Origin of the sequence: Xylophilus rhododendri (assembly GCF_009906855.1) — a bacterium.
Classification (GTDB): Bacteria; Pseudomonadota; Gammaproteobacteria; order Burkholderiales; family Burkholderiaceae_C; genus Xylophilus; species Xylophilus rhododendri.
Genome location: NZ_CP047650.1, coordinates 5,253,252 through 5,270,267 on the forward strand (window position 1 = coordinate 5,253,252; position 17,016 = coordinate 5,270,267).

The 17,016-nt window shown below is 69.5% G+C and carries 16 protein-coding genes; 4 read left to right on the forward strand and 12 right to left on the reverse strand.

Translation table 11 applies throughout. The features are described 5' to 3' along the window. Window positions 1-133 precede the first annotated feature (133 nt). The 3 genes from trmB to GT347_RS24285 are packed head-to-tail and all read right to left on the reverse strand — an operon-like array spanning window position 134 to window position 2,744. Window positions 134-898 (reverse strand): tRNA (guanosine(46)-N7)-methyltransferase TrmB, encoded by a 765-nt coding sequence (gene trmB, locus GT347_RS24275; RefSeq protein WP_160554637.1) that lies wholly within the window; start codon window positions 896-898, stop codon window positions 134-136. Further along, a complete protein-coding gene (gluQRS, locus tag GT347_RS24280) occupies window positions 895-1,803 on the reverse strand; it encodes a tRNA glutamyl-Q(34) synthetase GluQRS (protein WP_160554638.1) in 909 nt (302 codons plus the stop codon). Before gluQRS ends, trmB begins: the two co-directional genes overlap by 4 nt. After that, window positions 1,800-2,744 carry a LysR family transcriptional regulator gene (locus GT347_RS24285; RefSeq protein WP_160554639.1) on the reverse strand — a complete coding sequence of 315 codons (945 nt, stop codon included), beginning with the start codon at window positions 2,742-2,744 and terminating at the stop codon, window positions 1,800-1,802. The genes gluQRS and GT347_RS24285 overlap by 4 nt, the downstream gene beginning before the upstream one ends. A gap of 127 nt (window positions 2,745-2,871) precedes the next feature. Between GT347_RS24285 and GT347_RS24290 the strand changes: the two genes are divergently transcribed. From GT347_RS24290 to GT347_RS24300, 3 genes are all read left to right on the forward strand, one after another. Further along, entirely contained in the window at window positions 2,872-3,573 is a 702-nt protein-coding gene (locus tag GT347_RS24290; protein ID WP_160554640.1) for a pirin family protein, read from the forward strand. Between the two features lie 88 nt (window positions 3,574-3,661). Continuing rightward, on the forward strand, window positions 3,662-4,222 hold the full coding sequence (locus tag GT347_RS24295; protein ID WP_160554641.1) for a flavodoxin family protein: 561 nt from the start codon (window positions 3,662-3,664) through the stop codon (window positions 4,220-4,222). 2 nt (window positions 4,223-4,224) lie between these two features. Beyond that, window positions 4,225-5,118: a pirin family protein gene (locus GT347_RS24300; protein WP_160554642.1), complete on the forward strand. Its 894-nt coding sequence runs from the start codon at window positions 4,225-4,227 to the stop codon at window positions 5,116-5,118. Here GT347_RS24300 and GT347_RS24305 read toward each other — a convergent pair whose 3' ends face one another. Together GT347_RS24305 and GT347_RS24310 are read right to left on the reverse strand one after the other, a co-directional pair. Next, entirely contained in the window at window positions 5,119-6,075 is a 957-nt protein-coding gene (locus tag GT347_RS24305; RefSeq protein WP_160554643.1) for an SGNH/GDSL hydrolase family protein, read from the reverse strand. A 233-nt stretch (window positions 6,076-6,308) separates the two neighbouring features. After that, window positions 6,309-7,937, reverse strand: a complete 1,629-nt coding sequence (locus GT347_RS24310; RefSeq protein WP_407704120.1) for a Na+/H+ antiporter — start codon at window positions 7,935-7,937, stop codon at window positions 6,309-6,311. A gap of 135 nt (window positions 7,938-8,072) precedes the next feature. On the opposite strand from GT347_RS24310, the gene GT347_RS24315 reads away from it, so the two are divergent. Then, complete coding sequence (locus GT347_RS24315) at window positions 8,073-9,719, forward strand: MDR family MFS transporter (protein WP_160554645.1); 1,647 nt, start codon at window positions 8,073-8,075, stop codon at window positions 9,717-9,719. Here the strand turns inward: GT347_RS24315 and GT347_RS24320 are convergent. Genes GT347_RS24320 through GT347_RS24350 form a run of 7 tightly spaced genes read right to left on the reverse strand, consistent with a single transcriptional unit; the run spans window position 9,716 to window position 17,016 of the window. After that, window positions 9,716-11,191: a M81 family metallopeptidase gene (locus GT347_RS24320; RefSeq protein WP_160554646.1), complete on the reverse strand. Its 1,476-nt coding sequence runs from the start codon at window positions 11,189-11,191 to the stop codon at window positions 9,716-9,718. The genes GT347_RS24315 and GT347_RS24320 overlap by 4 nt on opposite strands. Then, window positions 11,188-12,459 (reverse strand): Zn-dependent hydrolase, encoded by a 1,272-nt coding sequence (locus GT347_RS24325; protein WP_160554647.1) that lies wholly within the window; start codon window positions 12,457-12,459, stop codon window positions 11,188-11,190. The genes GT347_RS24320 and GT347_RS24325 overlap by 4 nt, the downstream gene beginning before the upstream one ends. Window positions 12,460-12,485: 26 nt before the next feature. Further along, on the reverse strand, window positions 12,486-13,196 hold the full coding sequence (locus tag GT347_RS24330; RefSeq protein WP_160554648.1) for an ABC transporter ATP-binding protein: 711 nt from the start codon (window positions 13,194-13,196) through the stop codon (window positions 12,486-12,488). Further along, window positions 13,193-13,963 (reverse strand): ABC transporter ATP-binding protein, encoded by a 771-nt coding sequence (locus GT347_RS24335; RefSeq protein ID WP_160554649.1) that lies wholly within the window; start codon window positions 13,961-13,963, stop codon window positions 13,193-13,195. Before GT347_RS24335 ends, GT347_RS24330 begins: the two co-directional genes overlap by 4 nt. Continuing rightward, on the reverse strand, window positions 13,960-14,910 hold the full coding sequence (locus GT347_RS24340; protein WP_160554650.1) for a branched-chain amino acid ABC transporter permease: 951 nt from the start codon (window positions 14,908-14,910) through the stop codon (window positions 13,960-13,962). The genes GT347_RS24335 and GT347_RS24340 overlap by 4 nt, the downstream gene beginning before the upstream one ends. An 8-nt stretch (window positions 14,911-14,918) precedes the next feature. Next, the gene (locus GT347_RS24345; protein WP_160554651.1) at window positions 14,919-15,779 is read right to left on the reverse strand and encodes a branched-chain amino acid ABC transporter permease; all 861 of its coding nucleotides are present in this window, start codon (window positions 15,777-15,779) and stop codon (window positions 14,919-14,921) included. A gap of 31 nt (window positions 15,780-15,810) precedes the next feature. Then, on the reverse strand, window positions 15,811-17,016 hold the full coding sequence (locus GT347_RS24350) for an ABC transporter substrate-binding protein (protein ID WP_160554652.1): 1,206 nt from the start codon (window positions 17,014-17,016) through the stop codon (window positions 15,811-15,813).

Here is a 17,016-nt window from a genome sequence, read left to right on the forward strand (position 1 = left end):
CCCATGCACTTTGCGTACCCGATCCTGTTTGCCAGGAAGGCATGTACGCATCTGAATCGAAGATGATCGCATGTGCTGCGGGCCGGCCGCAAGTCTGCAGCCACTCACCCACGGGGATGTCGGCGCCGGGCCGTCAGGCCTTGCGGAACACCAGGTCCCACACGCCGTGGCCCAGGCGCAGACCGCGGTTCTCGAACTTGGTCAGCGGCCGGTAGCCCGGGCGCTCGGCATAGGCCTCTGCCGTGTTGGCCAGTTGCGGCTCGGCCGACAGCACTTCGAGCATCTGCTCGGCGTAGGGCTGCCAGTCGGTCGCGCAGTGCAGGTAGCCGCCGGGCGCCAGGCGGCTGGCCAGGCGTGCGATCAAGCCGGGCTGCACCAGGCGGCGCTTGTGGTGGCGCTTCTTGTGCCAGGGGTCGGGAAAGAAGATGTGCACGCCGGCCAGCATGCCGGGCTGCAGCAGGTGGTCGATGACCTCGACCGCGTCGTGCCGCAGGATGCGGATGTTGTGCAGGTCCTGTTCGCCGATGCGCTTGAGCAGGGCGCCGACGCCGGGCTCGTGCACCTCGCAGCACAGGAAGTTGTCGTCCGGCCGCACGGCGGCGATGTGGGCGGTGGCTTCGCCCATGCCGAAGCCGATCTCCAGGATCAGCGGCGCGGTGCGGCTGAAGGCGGCGGCGGGATCGAAGGCGCCTGGCCGATACGGCAGCAGGAACTTGCCGCCCAGCTCCGACAGCGCGCGCGCCTGGCCGGTGGTGGTGCGGCCGGTGCGCAGCACGAAGCTCTTGATGGTCTTGCGGTAGACCGGGGCCGCGGCCTCGCCAAGGGGTGCTGCTGGGGTGTCGGGCGCCGGGGCGGCGGGCGAAAGGGGGGTCTCGGAAGAGTCGGAAGAGGCGTTCACCCCTGGATTGTAGAAGGCGCGATCCAGGCGGCCCGCCAGGGTTCCACCCAGCCCGCCAGCAGTTCGGCCGGGCCGCGCCCGGACTGCGGCAGGGGCAGGCCCAGCAGGCGGGCGGCGGCGCTTAATGCCTCGCCGGGGCGGCTCTCGTCGAAGGCCTCGGCGCCGTTCTGCTTGGACAGCTTCTCGCCGTCCGGCGCCAGCACCAGCGGGGTGTGCAGGTAACGCGGCGTGGGCACGCCCAGCGCCTGCTGCAGCAGGATCTGGCGGGCGGTGTTGTCGAGCAGGTCCTGGCCGCGCACCACGTCGCTCACGCCTTGCCAGGCGTCGTCCACGACCACGGCCAACTGGTAGGCCCACAGCCCGTCGGCGCGGCGCAGCACGAAGTCGCCGACCTCCTGCTCCACGTCCTGCGACTGCGGGCCGGCGGCGCGGTCGGTCCATCGCAGCGGGGCTGCGGCCCGGTCGGTGCGCAGCCGCCAGGCCCGGGCCGTACGGCCCTGCAGGCCGTCGCGGCAGGTGCCGGGATAGGGCAGGGCGGCATGGCGGCGGTGCACGATGCCGCGCGCCGCCTGGGCGCGGGCGATGTCCTGGCGCGAGCAGGCGCAGGGGTAGGCCAGGCCGGCGTTCAGCAGACCGTCGAGCGCGGCCTGGTAGGCGGCGCCGCGGCTGGTCTGGCGCACCGGCGTTTCGTCGGGCAGCAGAGCGCAGGCCTGCAGCTGCGCCAGGATGCGTTCGGCCGCGCCGGGCACGCAGCGCGGGGTGTCCACGTCCTCGATGCGCACCAGCCAGCGGCCGCCGTGCGCGCGCGCATCCAGCCAGCTGGCCAGGGCGGCGACCAGCGATCCGGCATGCAGCGGACCGGTGGGCGAGGGCGCGAAACGCCCGACATATGCCCGGCCGCTCACGCCAGCGCCTCCGGCTGACGCGGCCGGTCCAGCAGCGCGGCGCGGGTGGCCGGGCTTTCCAGCTGCTGCAGCCACCACTGCAGGGCGCGGCCGGGGCTGTTGCCGCGCCAGGCATAACCGACGTGATAGATACGCGGCGGCCGGTCCAGCTTCTTTTCCACCAGCCGGCCCGAACTCACGAAAGGCCGCGCCAGCGGAGCGGGAATGGCGCCCGCCCCCAGCCCGCGCAGCTGGGCATCGAGCTTGGCCTGCATCGAGGGCACGGTCAGCACCTCCTGCCCCGCGAACAGGCCGACGGTGGCGGCATCGCCGCGCTGCACCGTATCGGCCACCGCCACCGCGCGGTGGGCCCGCAGATGGGCATCGCTCAGCAGGCCGGACACCTCGGCCAGCGGATGGTGCGGCGCCACCACGTAGATGAACTCCACCGAGCCCAGCGGCCGGAAGTTCAGCGACGAGCTGTTGGCCATGTCCACATTCACCCCGATCGCCAGATCCGCCTGCCCCAGGTTGAGCGCCTGCAGCGTGCCGGTGAGGATCTCGTCGCGCAGCTTGAGCTGCGTCGGCGGCGCCTGGCCGAAGAAGGCCTCGGTCAGCTCCATCACCGTGACCCGTTCGATCAGGCCATCGACGGCGATGGTGAGTTGCGGCTCCCAGCCCGTGGCCACGCGGCGCACCCGGTTGGCCACCGCGTCGATCTCGTCGAGCAGGCGCGCGCCCTCGCGCAGCAGCTCGGTGCCGGCGGCGGTCAGGCGCGCCTGGCGCGAGCTGCGGTCGAAGAGCAGGGCGTCCAGCGCGTCTTCCACCTGGCGCACCCGATAGGTGAGCGCGCTGGGCACCAGGCCCAGGCTGCGGGCGGCGGCGGCGAAGCTGCCTTCCCGGGCGATGGCCTGCAGCAGGGACAGGGTGTCGGGCGTCAGCACATCGCGGGCGGATTGCATCGATCAGGGCTTGGGAGTTCGAATTTTTTGAATGATGCCATCAAAAGCGGAGCACCCCGGCGGCGGCTGCCGGTCCTAAAGTTTGTCCATCGCGGCACAACGCCGCAGCTACATGCAGGAGTCAGACATGCTCACCATCCGTCCTTCGAACGAGCGCGGCTATGCCGACCACGGCTGGCTCAAGTCCTTCCACAGCTTTTCCTTCGCCGGCTACTACGATCCTCAACACATGGGCTTCGGCAACCTGCGGGTGATCAACGAGGACCGGGTGGCGGCCGGCGGCGGCTTCGGCACCCATGGCCACCGCGACATGGAAATCATCAGCTATGTGCTCGACGGCGAACTCGCCCACCGCGACAGCATGGGCAACGTCAAGGGCATCCCGCCCGGCGACGTGCAGCGCATGAGCGCCGGCAGCGGCGTGCAGCACAGCGAGTTCAACCATGCCGAAGGCAAGCAGACGCATTTCCTGCAGATCTGGATCGAGCCCGACAAACGCGGCATCCCGCCGAGCTACGAGCAGAAGGCCTTTCCCACCGAGGAGAAGCGCGGCCGGCTGCGCCTGGTGGCCTCGTCGGACGGCCAGGACGGCTCGGTGCACATCAACGCCGACGCCGCGCTCTATGCCGGCCTGTTCGACGGCGCCGAATCCGCCCAGGTGACGATCGATCCGAAACGCAAGGCCTATGTGCACCTGGTGCGCGGCGAGGCCAGCGTCAACGGCGTGGAGCTGCATGCCGGCGACGCCGCGATGATCGAGGCCGAGGCCTCGGTCAGGATCGACCACGGCCGCGATGCCGAAGTGCTGGTCTTCGACCTGGCCGCCTGAAGCATCGCGTGAATATTGCTATGGTCGGCGCCGACGCCGGCCCTGGCGCCCGTCTTTTTTTTCGACCAGTCCAACAGGGAGTTTTTCCATGACCCGTACCGTTGTCGTCTTCCATTCCGGCTATGGCCATACCCAGCGCCTGGCGCAGTCCGTCGCAGAAGGCGCGGGCGCCGAACTGATCGCCATCGACGCCGAAGGCAACCTGCCCGAAGGCGGCTGGGAGACCCTGGCCGCGGCCGACGCCATCATCTTCGGCTCGCCGACCTACATGGGCGGCGCGAGCTGGCAGTTCAAGAAGTTCGCCGACGCGTCGTCCAAGCCCTGGTTCGGCCGCGCCTGGCAGGACAAGGTCTTCGGCGGCTTCACCAACAGCGCCAGCCTCAACGGCGACAAGGGCTCGACCCTGGCCTACTTCGTCACCCTGGCCTCGCAGCACGGCGGCGTCTGGGTCAGCCTGGGCAAGCTGCCCTCGAACGCCAAGGCGGCGCAGCGCAACGACGTGAACAACCTGGGCGGCTCCATCGGCGCTCTGGCGCAGAGCCCGTCGGACGCCAGCGTGGCCGAGATGCTGCCGGGCGACCTGGAAACCGGCCGCCTCTACGGCGAGCGCGTGGCTTCCATCGCCGCCCGCCTGAGCAAGGCGGCCTGAGCATGAGCGCCGCCTCTGCGGACCATCTCACCCTGGTTCCCAAGTCGCACGACCTGGGCGGTGGTTTCGTGGTGCGGCGCACCTTGCCGGCCGCGGCCAAACGCTCGGTCGGCCCCTTCATCTTCTTCGACCACTTCGGGCCTGCCGAAGAACGGCCGGAGGAGCTGCACGACGTGCGGCCGCATCCGCATATCGGGCTGGCCACGGTGACCTATCTGTTCGAGGGTGCGATCCACCACCGCGACAGCATCGGCTCCGACCAGGTCATCGAGCCCGGCGCCGTCAACTGGATGAGTGCCGGCCGCGGCATCGTGCATTCGGAGCGCCGGCCCGAGCGGCTCCAGCACAGCATCTACACCAACCACGGCCTGCAGCTGTGGGCGGCGCTGCCGGCGGCGCTGGAGGAGTCCGATCCTTCCTTCACCCATGTGGCCGCGGCCGAGATCCCGGCGCTGGTGCGCTACGGTGTGGCGATCCGGGTGCTGATCGGCGAGGTCTTCGGCGTGAAGTCGCCGGTGCCGGCGGCCGGCGGCACGGTGTTCCTCGATATCGAAATGCCCGTCGGCGGACGGCTGGAGCTGCCGGCGCTGGCCCAGGAACTGGCGGTCTATCCGGTCGCCGGCAGCGTCACGGTGGATGGCGAGGCCTTGCCGACTGCTTCGATGTCGGTGCTGCCGCCCGACAGCGGCGCCCTGCTGGAAGCCGCCGCGCCGGTGCGCCTGGTGGTGGTCGGCGGCGATGCCCTGCTCGAACACCGCTACCTGTGGTGGAACTTCGTCTCCACCCGCAAGGAACGGGTGCGCCAGGCCGCGCAGGACTGGGCGGCCGGCGCCATGGGCGAGGTGCCGGGCGACATCGAATTCATCCCGCTGCCCGACCGGCCCCTGCCGGCCTGATCAGATCCCGCGGGCGCTCAGCTGCGCCTCGACGAAGCCGGCGAGCAGCGCCTGCATGCGGCTGGCCGGATGCAGGTGGTCGGCGAACATGTACGTCTGGTCCGCCTGCGGCGCGACCAGGGTGCTGGCCGAGCAGAGCAGCGCCCAGCCATGGTTCTCCACGAAGGCCTGCGGATCGGGCACGCCCAGCTGCGCCGCCTCGTTCAGGATGGCCGGCAGGCTGCAGGCCACATCGGTGTTGGCGACCTGGAAGCCGTATTGCCGGTAACGCGCCAGCGCGTCGGCGTAGAAGCCGTAGGCATCGATCAACACGAAATGCGCCGGCTTGGGCTGGACGCCCAACTGGGCCTGCAGGGTGTCGTTGAACAGCTGGGTCATCTGCGAGAGCGCGCCCGCCAGGTCCGGGTTCTGCACCGCGAAAGGCGAGGCGCCGATATCGGACATGTTCAGCACCGCGATGTTCTGGCCGCCGGCCGCGGCCACACGGTCCACCAGCCGCGCCAGATCGGTGGCGGCAGCGGCGACCAGCGGCGCCACGGCGTCCTGCGGGATATAGCCGTAAGCCGCGGCAATCACGGCATGGATAATGTCGTTGCCGCCTCCCTGCAACAGAATCAGCTGATTGGGGTTGAAGCCGCCATAGGCCGAAAGGTAATGGTCGAGCTGGCTGGTGAGCGGTTGCGCGAGCGAGTCCGAATAATCGCTGGCGCCCGGCGCCGAAACCCGTGCGCCGCCCTGTGCGAAACCCAGGCCCTGCAGATTCACCGGCGCATCGCCGAAACCGCCCTGCAGCGCTGGCGTGAGCCGGTCGCCATAGTAGGCGGCGACCAGTTCGGTCCAGACGGCGCCCGGGTTGGTGGTGTAGCGCCCGGCCGCGAAGCGCAGCGGGCCGACCGGGGGGCTGCCGTTGACGGCATAGGTGCCCACATCCGACAGGCTGTCCCCGAAGGAGACCACCTGCCGCGGCGGGCTGACATATGCGTCTCCATCGGAGCCGCCGCATGCCGCGAGAAAATGAACCAGGACGAATGTTGCCAGAAGCCGGATTTTCATCGGTTTACTCCAGTTGGGTCGCTGGAATGTAAACAGGAGGTTCAAGAAATAAGCGGGCTACATTCGAAAGATATTCTCAATAATGCAAGGATAAATATCCCGCGTTGGTCGATGTTATTTCCCGGCACTTGTCGTGTTCAAGCCAGGCGGGCTTCCTGCAGGTCCAGCTTGCGCACCACCTCGCGGCAGACCTCGTCGGATATCTCGCGCCTGCGCGCCAGCCGGAACAGTTCCTCGCGCGAAGCCTGCAGCGCCGCCACATGCAGCACCTGGGCGATGGCGCGCTGCTTGTCCCGGCGGGCGGCATCGGTGTCGCCCTCGGGCAGGGCGGCCTGCGGCGTCAGCGATTCGATGATGCGGCTGGCCACCTCGGTATAGAGCTGCGGATCGGTCTGGGGATGGGCCTCGACCAGCTGGCGCAGCTTCTTCTCGATGGCCACGATGCCGGCCCGCCGGGCCGCCTGGTGGGCCAGGTCCTGCTGGGCATGGTGCTCGGTCTCGGGCGGCACCTCCAGCCCGTTCAGCAGGCGCGGCAGGCCGATGCTGGCGACGATCAGCGAGACGATGATCACCGTCGCCGCCAGGAAGATCGCCAGGTCGCGCGCCGGAAAGGCCGAGCCGTCGGCCAGCGCCACCGGCAGCGTCAGCACGCCGGCCAGGGTGATGGCGCCGCGCACGCCGGCCAGCGACACCGCCGCGATCATGCGCAGGCTGGCCTTGGGCGCCTGCCGGCCGTGGCGGGCGGCCGTGCGCATGGAGATCTGCAGCGACACCCAGACCCAGGCGAAACGCAGCAGCGCCAGCGCCGCGCTGATCGCCAGGGCGTAGGCCAGCAGCCACCAGGGATTTTCGTGGCCGGTCTGCTCCACCACGCCGACCGCGCCGCGGAAGATGTCCGGCAACTGCTCGCCCAGCAGCACGAACATGATGCCGTTGAGCGCGAACTGCAGCGTGTTCCACACGGCAGTGCGCTGCACCCGGGTGACGGCCGAGGCCCGGCCCGACAGCTCGGCATAACTCATCATCACGCCGGCCGCCACGGCCGCCAGGATCTCGGAGGCATGCACCAGCGCCGCCGCCTCGTAGGCGCCGAAGGGGATCAGCAGGCTCATCAGGATCTGCGCGCCGGGCTCCTCGCCGAAGCGGCGCGAGAAGCGGTCGCGCGCCGCCGTCACCAGCCAGGTGAAACCGGCGCCCACCGCCAGCCCCGCCACCGCCACCCAGAGGAAGGACAGCGTGGCCGAGGCCAGCGAGAAGCTGCCGGTGACGGCCGCCGCCACCGCGAAGCGGAAGGCCACCAGGCCGCTGGCATCGTTGAGCAGCGACTCGCCCTCCAGGATGTGCATCACCCGCGCCGGCATCGGCACCCGCGCGGTGATGGCCGACACCGCCACCGGATCGGTCGGCGAGACGATGGCCGCCAGCGCGAAGGCCACCGGCCAGGGCACGGCCGGGATCATCCAGTGGATCAGCGCGCCCAGCCCGACCACGGTGAAGATCACCAGCCCGAAGGCCAGCTCCAGGATGGTGGCGCGGTCGCGGAACAGGCCTTCCTTCGGGATGCGCCAGCCGTCCAGGAAGAGGAGCGGCGGGATGAAGAGCAGCATGAAGAGCTCCGGCTCCAGCCGCACGCCGCGGCCGAACACACCGGCGATCACCGCCCCCATGGCGATCTGCACCAGCGGCACCGGCACGGCCACCGGCAGCACCCGTACGGCGAATGCGCTGGCGATCACGGCCAGCAGCATGGCGAAGCTAATTCCCAAGGCATCCAAATCTGCGTTCCTCCAAAGAACCCGCGAGGCTACACGCTAGGGGAAACCCGAGGCGGATGGCTGCGTTCGGACACGCGGCGTTTACCGCCGGCCAAGACAATCGCCGGTCCCCACGCAGATGCCCCCATGACCGACACCCCCACCGCCCCCGCGCCCGCGCCGCAGACCTTCACGCCCGCCGAGCGGCGCATCACCATGGCCGCGCTGATGATCGTCTTCATGCTCTCGGCGCTGGACCAGACCATCGTGGCCACCGCCATGCCGCGCATCGTCAGCCAGCTCTCGGGCCTGGACCTGTATGCCTGGGTGACCACCGCCTATCTGCTGGCCTCCACGGTGATGGTGCCGATCTACGGCAAGCTCTCCGACATCTACGGGCGCAAACCCATCCTGGTGGGCGGCATCCTGATCTTCCTGGCCGGCTCGGCCCTGTGCGGGCTGGCCGGCGAGTTCGGCGCGCTGCCGCTGCTGGGCGGCGGCATGGTGCAGCTGATCGTGTTCCGGGCCCTCCAGGGCCTGGGCGGCGCGGCCCTGATCACCAGCGCCTTCGCCCTCATCGCCGACCTCTATCCGCCGCGCGAGCGGGCCAAGCTGGGCGGGCTGTTCGGCTCGGTGTTCGGGCTGGCCAGCGTGGTCGGGCCGGTGCTGGGCGGCTTCTTCACCGACATGGGCAGCGTGCAGCTGCTGGGCCACGAGGTGGCGGGCTGGCGCTGGGTGTTCTACATCAACCTGCCGCTGGGGGCGCTGGCGCTGTTCATGATCCTGGTGAAGACACCGCCGCTGACGCACCGCATCGGCGGACGCATCGACTTCGCCGGTGCCGCCTTGCTGCTGACCACCTTCATCCCGCTGCTGCTGGCGCTGAGCTGGGGCGGCACGCGGGGCTGGGCTTCGGCGCCGGTGCTGGGGCTGTTCGGGCTGGCGCTGGCCGGTTTCGTGGCCCTGCTGGTGGTGGAGTCGCGGGTGGACAACCCCATCGTGGCGCTCTCGCTGTTCCGCAACCGGGTCTTCGCCACGGCCAGCCTCGCCTCCTGCCTGATCTTCATGGCCTTCATGGGCCTGGCCTCCTTCCTGCCGCTGCTGATCCAGCTCGGCCAGGGCATGCCGGCGACGACCAGCGGCCTGGTCATGCTGCCGCTGACCTTGGGCCTGATCGCCGCGGCCTCGCTCAGCGGACTGTTCGTGGGGCGGGTGGGCCGCTACAAGGCGGTGATGGTGGGCGGCGCGGCGCTGACCACGGTGGGCGCCTTCCTGCTGTCGCGCCTGCCGGTCGATGCCGGCATCTGGGGCCTGGTGTGGCGGGTGGCGCTGCTGGGCATCGGCCTGGGGCCGGCGCAGAGCGTGTTCAACATCGCCATGCAGAACGCGGTGGAGCGGCGCTACCTGGGGGTGGTGACCAGTGCCGGGCAGTTCTTCCGGCAGGTGGGCTCGACCATCGGCGTGGCGATCTTCGGCGCGGTGCTGACGCACCAGCTGGCGGTCGGCAGCGTGGCGCCCACCGAGCCAGCACAGCCGGGCGCGGTGGTGCACACCTTGACCCTGGCCGAACTGGAGCGCATGGCCCTGGCCAGCCATGTGCCGGGCGGCACTTCGGCAGCACCGGCGGTGGATGCCGCCGTGCGCACCACCGTCACCACCGCCGTCAAGGGTGTGATCGGCGCCGGCACCCTGGTCTGCCTGCTGGCCTTGCTGGCCACGCTCTTCGTGCCGGAGATCCCGCTGCGCTCGCAGGCCGAGCGCACACGCAAGCCGGAGCCCGAGCCCGTGGCTTAAGCGGCAGCGAGGTCCAGCGGAAACACCGGGTGCCGGACCTTGGAGAAGGGGAACAGGCTGTAGTCGGAACTGGTCACGCCCGGGCTGTCGCATTCCACCAGCCCGGCCGAGATCGGTCCGAACACCGGCCGGCAGTACATGCGGGACTTCAACAGCAGGAAACGTTCGGTGCGCGGGTCCAGTCCGGTGCAGGTGAAGACACCCAGGTCCCAGGGCTCCTGCGTGCGTTCGGTCACCACGATGCGGGCGGCGCCGATGTCGAAGAGCACGGTGCGCCCCATGCTGCTGCGCTGGCCGGTGTAGGTGGGGCCGCTGATGATGTAGTCGCCGTCGCAGATGCTGCGCACGGTGCCGGTCAGCACCACCGGTGTCTTCGACAGGCCGATGCCGGCCAGCGAGACCTTGTTGCCCAGCGCCACCGTCACTTTCGCACCTTCACCCGCCGCGATCAGCTGGGCCACCGCCTCGGGATCGCACAGCGGGCCGACGCCGATGCCGTCCAGGCCCTGGGCCAGTGCTTCCTGCAGCACGTCCATGGTGTCGCAGCTGCCGCCGGACATGCAGTTGTCCCCATGGTCCAGCAGCAGCACCGGCCGGCTCTGGCCCTCGGCCATTTTGCGGGCGCGCGCCACCGAATCGGCCAGCGCTTCGCTGCGGTAGATGAACTGCTCACGTTCGGCCCAGATCTGCCCGGCGATGCGGTCGGCCGTGGCCTGGGCCTTTTCGGCGGAATCGTCCACGACGATGACACTCATGCAGGGCGCCTCGATATCGGCCAGCGAGAAGCCGGCGAAGATCGACGCGGCCAGCGTTCCGCTCGCCTCGGCCGCGCGCGCGGCGTCGATGGCCCGCTGCATGGCGCCGGTGAAGGAGGCGCTGCGCAGGGTGTGGGCCATCAGCGGCAGGGCATGCCAGCGGGTGACCGGCTCGCGGCGGCCGGCGAGCTTCTCGAACATCAGTCGGCCGGCATGTTCGCCGGTCTCGTACATGTCGATGTGGGGATAGGTCTTGAAGCCGACGATCACGTCGGCGTTGTCCACCATGGCCGGCGTCACGTTGGCGTGCAGGTCCAGCGCCACGGCGATCGGCACGCCGGGCAGGGCCTGGCGCAGGCGGCGCAGCAGATCGCCTTCGCCGTCGGGGCTGTTCTGCGCCACCATGGCGCCGTGCAGGTCGAGCAGCAGGGCGTCGCAGCCCGGCGCGGCATCGACGATGCATTGGGTGAGCAAGTCATAGGCGGCTGCATCCACCGGCCCGCTGGGATTGGCCGAGGCCGAGACCGGGGTGACGATTTCGGCACCCGCCGCTTCCGCCAGGTCGATGAAGGCCGACATGGCGGTGCGCATGCCCTTGTTGTCACGATAAGCCTGCTCGCCGAAGGTCGGGCCGTCGGGCCCGAAGGCCGACAGCGGCGTGGGCACCGGCGAGAAGGTATTGGTCTCGTGGTTGAGGCGGGCGATCAGGACTTTCACCGGGCACCTCCGGCGCTGGCCACCATGGCCTGCAGCAGCACGTTGCAGCCGGCTTCGAGGTGCGCGGGCTCGGCATCCTCGATCTCGTTGTGGCTGATGCCGTCCAGGCAGGGCACGAAGATCATGGCGGTGGGGCAGACACGGGCCAGGTAGACGGCGTCGTGGCCGGCGCCGCTGACGATGTCCATCCAGCCCAGGCCCTGGGCCTGCGCGGCATCGCGCACGGCGGCCACCAGTTCGGGCGCGAAGGGCTGCGGCGGGAAATACACCACCTGTTCGACCGAAGCCTCCACCTTGCGGGCGGCGGCGGAGCGCTGCACCGCGGCCTTCAGTTCGGCGTCCATGGCCGAGAGCACCGCGTCGTCGGCCGCGCGGAAATCCACGCTCATACGCACCCGGCCGGGGATGACGTTGCGCGAGTTGGGATAGGAGTCGATGAAGCCCACCGTGCCGCGGGCATGCGGCGCATGGTCGAGGGCGATGCGGTTGACTTCCAGCACGATCTCCGAGGCGGCCAGCAGCGCGTCGCGGCGCAGCTCCATCGGCGTGGGGCCGGCATGGGCTTCCATGCCCTGCAGCACCAGGTCGTACCAGCGCTGGCCGAGGGCGCCCTCGACCACGCCGATCACCTGCCGGTTGGCTTCCAGCACCGGGCCCTGTTCGATATGCGCCTCGAAATACGCGCCCACCGGCGAGACGTCGGCCGATGCCAGCGCGGGGCCCGCATAGCCGATGGCCTGCAGCGCCTCGGCCACGCTGGTGCCCGACTGGTCGCGCTGGGCCAGGGCATGTTCCAGGGTGAAGGCGCCGGTGAAGACACCCGAGCCCATCATCACCGGCACGAAACGCGAGCCTTCCTCGTTGGTCCAGACGGCGATCTCCAGCGGCGCCTGGGTGACCAGGCCCGCATCGTTGAGCGAGCGGATCACCTCCAGCCCGGCCAGCACGCCGTAGTTGCCGTCGAACTTGCCGCCGGTGGGCTGGGTGTCGATATGGCTGCCGGTGGTGATCGGCGGCAGGCTGTCGTCGCGGCCGGCGCGGCGGGCGAAGATGTTGCCGATGGCGTCGATGCGGATGCTGCAGCCGGCCTCTTTGGCCCAGCGCACGAAGAGGTCGCGGCCCTGGCCGTCGAGTTCGGTCAGCGCCAGGCGGCAGACGCCGCCTTTTTCGGTGGCGCCGATGCGGGCCAGCTGCATCAGCGAATCCCAGAGGCGAGCGCCGTCGATGCGCAGCGCGGTGGCGGGGAGGGCGGTGGTGGAGGTGGTCATGGGGGACTCCTGCGAATGGGGGGTGGTCAAGCCAGGCCGACGCCCAGATAGCGGTCCTTGACCTCGTGGTCGGCGATGAAGGCGGCATTGCCCGCCTCGTGCACCACGCGGCCCTGCTCGACGATGTAGTGGCGGTCGGCCAGCTGTACGCAGACTTCCAGGTTCTGCTCGACCAGCAGGATGGCCACACCGGCGGCCTTGATGGTCTTCAGTTGCGCCACGATCTCCTCGACGATGACGGGCGCCAGGCCTTCGACCGGCTCGTCCAGGATCAGCAGGCGCGGATGGTTCATCAGCGCCCGGCCGATGGCCAGCATCTGCTGTTCGCCGCCCGAGAGATTGGCGCCGCCGTTGCGACGCCGCTCCTTCAGGCGCGGGAAGATGCGGTAGATGTCGTCCAGCTGCCAGGGCGATTCGCGTCGGCGGCCCAGCAGCAGGTTCTCCTCCACCGTCAGCAGCTTGAAGATGCCGCGGTTCTCGGGCACCAGGCAGATGCCCTGCGCGGCGATGCGGTGGGCCGGCTGGCCGGCGATGTCGCGGCCCTGGAAACGCACCTGCCCGCCGCTGGGCGTGACGGCGCCGGCGATGCTTTTGAGCGTGGTCGACTTGCCCGCGCCGTTGCGCCCCAGCAGGGTGACCAGCTCGGCCTGGCCGACCCGCAGGCTCACGCCCTGCAGCACATGGCTCTTGCCGTAATGGGCGTGCAGGGCCTGCACTTCGAGGATGGGCGTGCTCATGCCTGGCCTCCGGTGATCATGTTGCCGAGGTAGGCGCTGCGCACCCGCGCGTCGGAGCGGATCTCGCCCGGCAGGCCCTCGGCCAGCACCCGGCCAAGCTGCATCACGGTGACGGTGTCGGAGATGTCCATCACGATGTTCATGTTGTGCTCGATCAGCACCACGGTGTGCTGGTCGCGCAGGCTGGCGATCAGGCGTTTCATGTCGTCCAGGTCGTCGATGCCCATGCCGGAGGTCGGCTCGTCCAGGAAGATCGCTTGCGGCTTCGCTGCAAGCGCCATGCCGACTTCCAGCCGGCGCTGCTGGCCGTGCGAGAGTTCGCTGGCCGCCGTGCCCGCCAGGCGCTCCAGGCCGACGCGCTGCAGCACCTCGGCCACGGTGTCGCCGGCGGACAGGTCGCCGACCGGTGCTCGCCAGCAGTTCATCGCCCGGCCCGGCGCGATGCCTTGCGCCGCTACCCGCAGGTTCTCGCGCACCGACAGGCTGCCGAACAGGCTGGTCACCTGGAAGGAGCGCGCCATGCCGCGCTGCACCCGGCGGTGGGCGGGCAGGGCGGTGACGTCCTGGCCGTCGAACAGGATCTGGCCGCCGGTGGTGCTGCCGGTGCCGGTCAGCATGGCGAAGAGGGTGGTCTTGCCGGCGCCGTTGGGGCCGATCACCGAATGCACCGTGTTGCGGCGGATCTTCAGGTCCACGCCGCCCAGGGCGGCGAACTTGCCGTAGTGCTTGGTCACGCCCACGGCTTCGATCAGGATGTCCTGGCTCATGCTTGTTCTCCCCGGACCGCCGGCTGCGCTGGCTTGCGCTGGAAGACGCGGCGCCAGGCCGCCTCGCACAGGCCCCACAGGCCGCGCTGCATGCCCACACTCACGCCGATCAGCAAGAGGCCCAGCAGCAGCAGCCAGCGCGGCCACAGGGTGGAGAGCCAGTCGGCCAGCAGCACATAGAAGACGGAGCCGAGCACCGAGGCGAAGAGGTTGCCGGTGCCGCCGATGACGGTGATCAGCAGGATCATCTCGCTCGTGTGGTACTCGGCGTTCGACAGCGGCGCGATGCCGGTCATCATCGAATGCAGGCCGCCGGCGAGACCGGTGACGGAGCCGGAGATGACGAAGGCCAGCAGCTTGAAGCGCTTCAGGTCATAGCCGGCGGCGGCGGCGCGGTCTTCGTTGTCGCGGATGGCCAGCAGGGTGCGGCCGAAGATCGAATCGGTCACCCGCAGCAGCAGGCCGAAGGTCAGCAGAAAGAGGAGGGCGACGAAGGCGTAGTAGCGCCAGGGGGTGTCCATGAAGCCGGGGCGGGGCACGTCGAGCAGGCCGTTGTCGCCGCCGGTCAGGTCCGAAGCCGTGTAGGCGGCGAAATAGAACATCTGCGCGAAGGCCAGCGTGAGCATCACGAAGTAGGTGCCGCGCTGGCGGATCGCCACCCAGCCCACCAGCGCCGCGCCGAGCGCGCCCATGGCCACGGCCGCCAGCAGGGCCAGCGGCATCGGCAGGTGCAGGCGGGTCAGCAGGATGGCGATGGTGTAGCTGCCGAGGCCGAAGAAGATGCCCTGGCCGAAGGACAGCAGCCCCGTGTAGCCCAGCAGCAGGTTGCAGGCCAGCGCCGCCATGGCGTAGATCAAAACCTCGCTGGCCAGCGTGCCCGATCGCAGCACCAGCGGCAGGCCCAGGGCCACCAGCAGGGCCAGCAGGAAGGTGAATTTCTTGGGCATGGCGCGGCTCATCCTCTGCGGCCCAGCAGGCCATGCGGTCGCAGCAGCAGCACGGCCGCCATCGCGATATAGATCATCAGGCTGGCGCCGGGCGCCCAGATGGTGCTCATCAGGCTCTGCACGATGCCGATCAGCAGGCCGCCGACAAGCGCCCCGCCGAAGCTGCCCAGCCCGCCGATCACCACCACCACGAAGGCGACGCTCAAGGCCTCCACGCCCATGAAGGGCTCGGCCCCGCGGATGGGCGCCGCCAGCACGCCGGCCAGGGCGGCGGTGGCCGCGCCCAGCGCGAACACCAGGCTGAACACACGGAAGACGTTGATGCCCAGCAGCGAGACCATCTCGGTCGATTCGCTGCCCGCCCGCACCGCGCTGCCCAGACGCGTGCCCTCCAGCACCCACCACAGCAGCACCGCCAGCACGGCGGTGAAGCCGATCACGAACAGCCGGTACTTGGGATAGATGAAGCTGCCCCACATCACCACGCCCTGCAGCAGCTCCGGCGGCTGCACGTTGTTGCCGAGCGGGCCCCAGAACACGATCACCAGCTCCTGCACCACCAGGGCCAGGCCCACGGTGACCAGGATGTGGAACTCGTGCGGCTTGGCGTAGACCCGCCGCAGCAGCAGCTTCTCGGCCAGCCAGCCGAGCAGGCCGACGAAGAGCGGCACCAGCACCAGCGCCGCCCAGAAATTGAGGCCCCACTGAAGCGCCTGGAAGCAGAGATAGGCGCCCAGCAGATAGAAGGCCCCGTGCGCGAAGTTCACGAACCGCAACAGCCCGAAGACGATGGACAGGCCCACGGCCAGCAGGAAGTACAGCATCCCGATGCCGACGCCGTTGATGGTCTGGAGGAGATAGACGGTCATGGATTTCGCGGACGCGGCAAGAGGGAGTCGGTCAGGCCAGCTTGCAGCCCGTCTTGTCGACTGGCAGGAAGGACTTGCCGGAGCTGACGACGTCCACGTAATCGGCGGCGTCCTTCATCTTCGACTTGGCCTTGCCCTTGAGCAGGTAGTAGTCCTTGATCACCTGGTGGTCGTCCTTGCGGATCTCCTCCATGCCGGTCAGGCCCTCGTACTTCATGCCTTCGAGGGCGGCGATGACCGCCTTCTGGTCCACCGTGCCGGCCTTGATGATCCCGTCGATCAGGATCTTGGTGCAGACGTAGGAGCCGGCCAGGCTGTAGTTGGGCACGATCTTGAGTTTGTCGGCCGTGCGCTTGACCAGGTCCTGGTTGAGCGGCGCGCTGGCCGTGTGCCAGTACTGCGCACCGAAGTAGACGCCGTCGCACAGGTCCGCGCCCAGCGCGTCGAACTGCTCCAGGCCCGAGGCCCAGGCCATCAGGATGGTCATGTTCTTGTTCATGCCGAAGCTGATCGCCTGGCGCAGGGTGTCCGACGACTGCGCACCGAAGTTGAGCAGCAGCAGCACATCGGGCTTGGCGGCGGCGGCGTTGGTGAGGTAGCCGCTGAACTCCTTTTCGTTGAGCGAGTGGTAGCTGTTGCCCACGTGCTCGATGCCCTTCTCCTGGAAGATGGACTTGGCCGCGCTCAGCAGGCCTTCGCCGAAGACGTACTGCGGCGTGATGGTGTACCAGCGCCTGGCCTTGGGCATGGCGGCCACCAGCGGGCGCACCGTCTGCTCGATCGCACCGAAGGTGGGCACGGACCAGCGGAAGGTGGCGCTGTTGCAGTCCTTGCCGGTGATCTCGTCGGCACCGGCGGTGGTGATGAACAGGCCGCCGGCCTTCTCGGCTTCCTTGCCCATGGCCAGGGCTTCGGAGGACAGGATGCCGCCGGCGAAGAATTTGGTGTTCTGCTGCTGGGCGGCTTCCTGCAGCTTGCGCACGGCGGTGGCGGGCTTGCCTTCGGTGTCCTGCACCGTATAGGCCAGGGGGCGCTTCAGCGCACTCCCGTATTGCTCTATGGCCAGCTTCATGCCCAGGTCCGCAAACTTGCCGTTGGCGGCGAACGCGCCGGACATGGGCACCGGGCAGCCGAAACGGATCGCGTCCGTGGCCTGGGCGATGGCCGAACGGCCGCCCAGCAGGAAGGCGGGGGCGGCGGATGCGGCGGCGATCTGGAGAAGGTTTCTGCGTTGCAT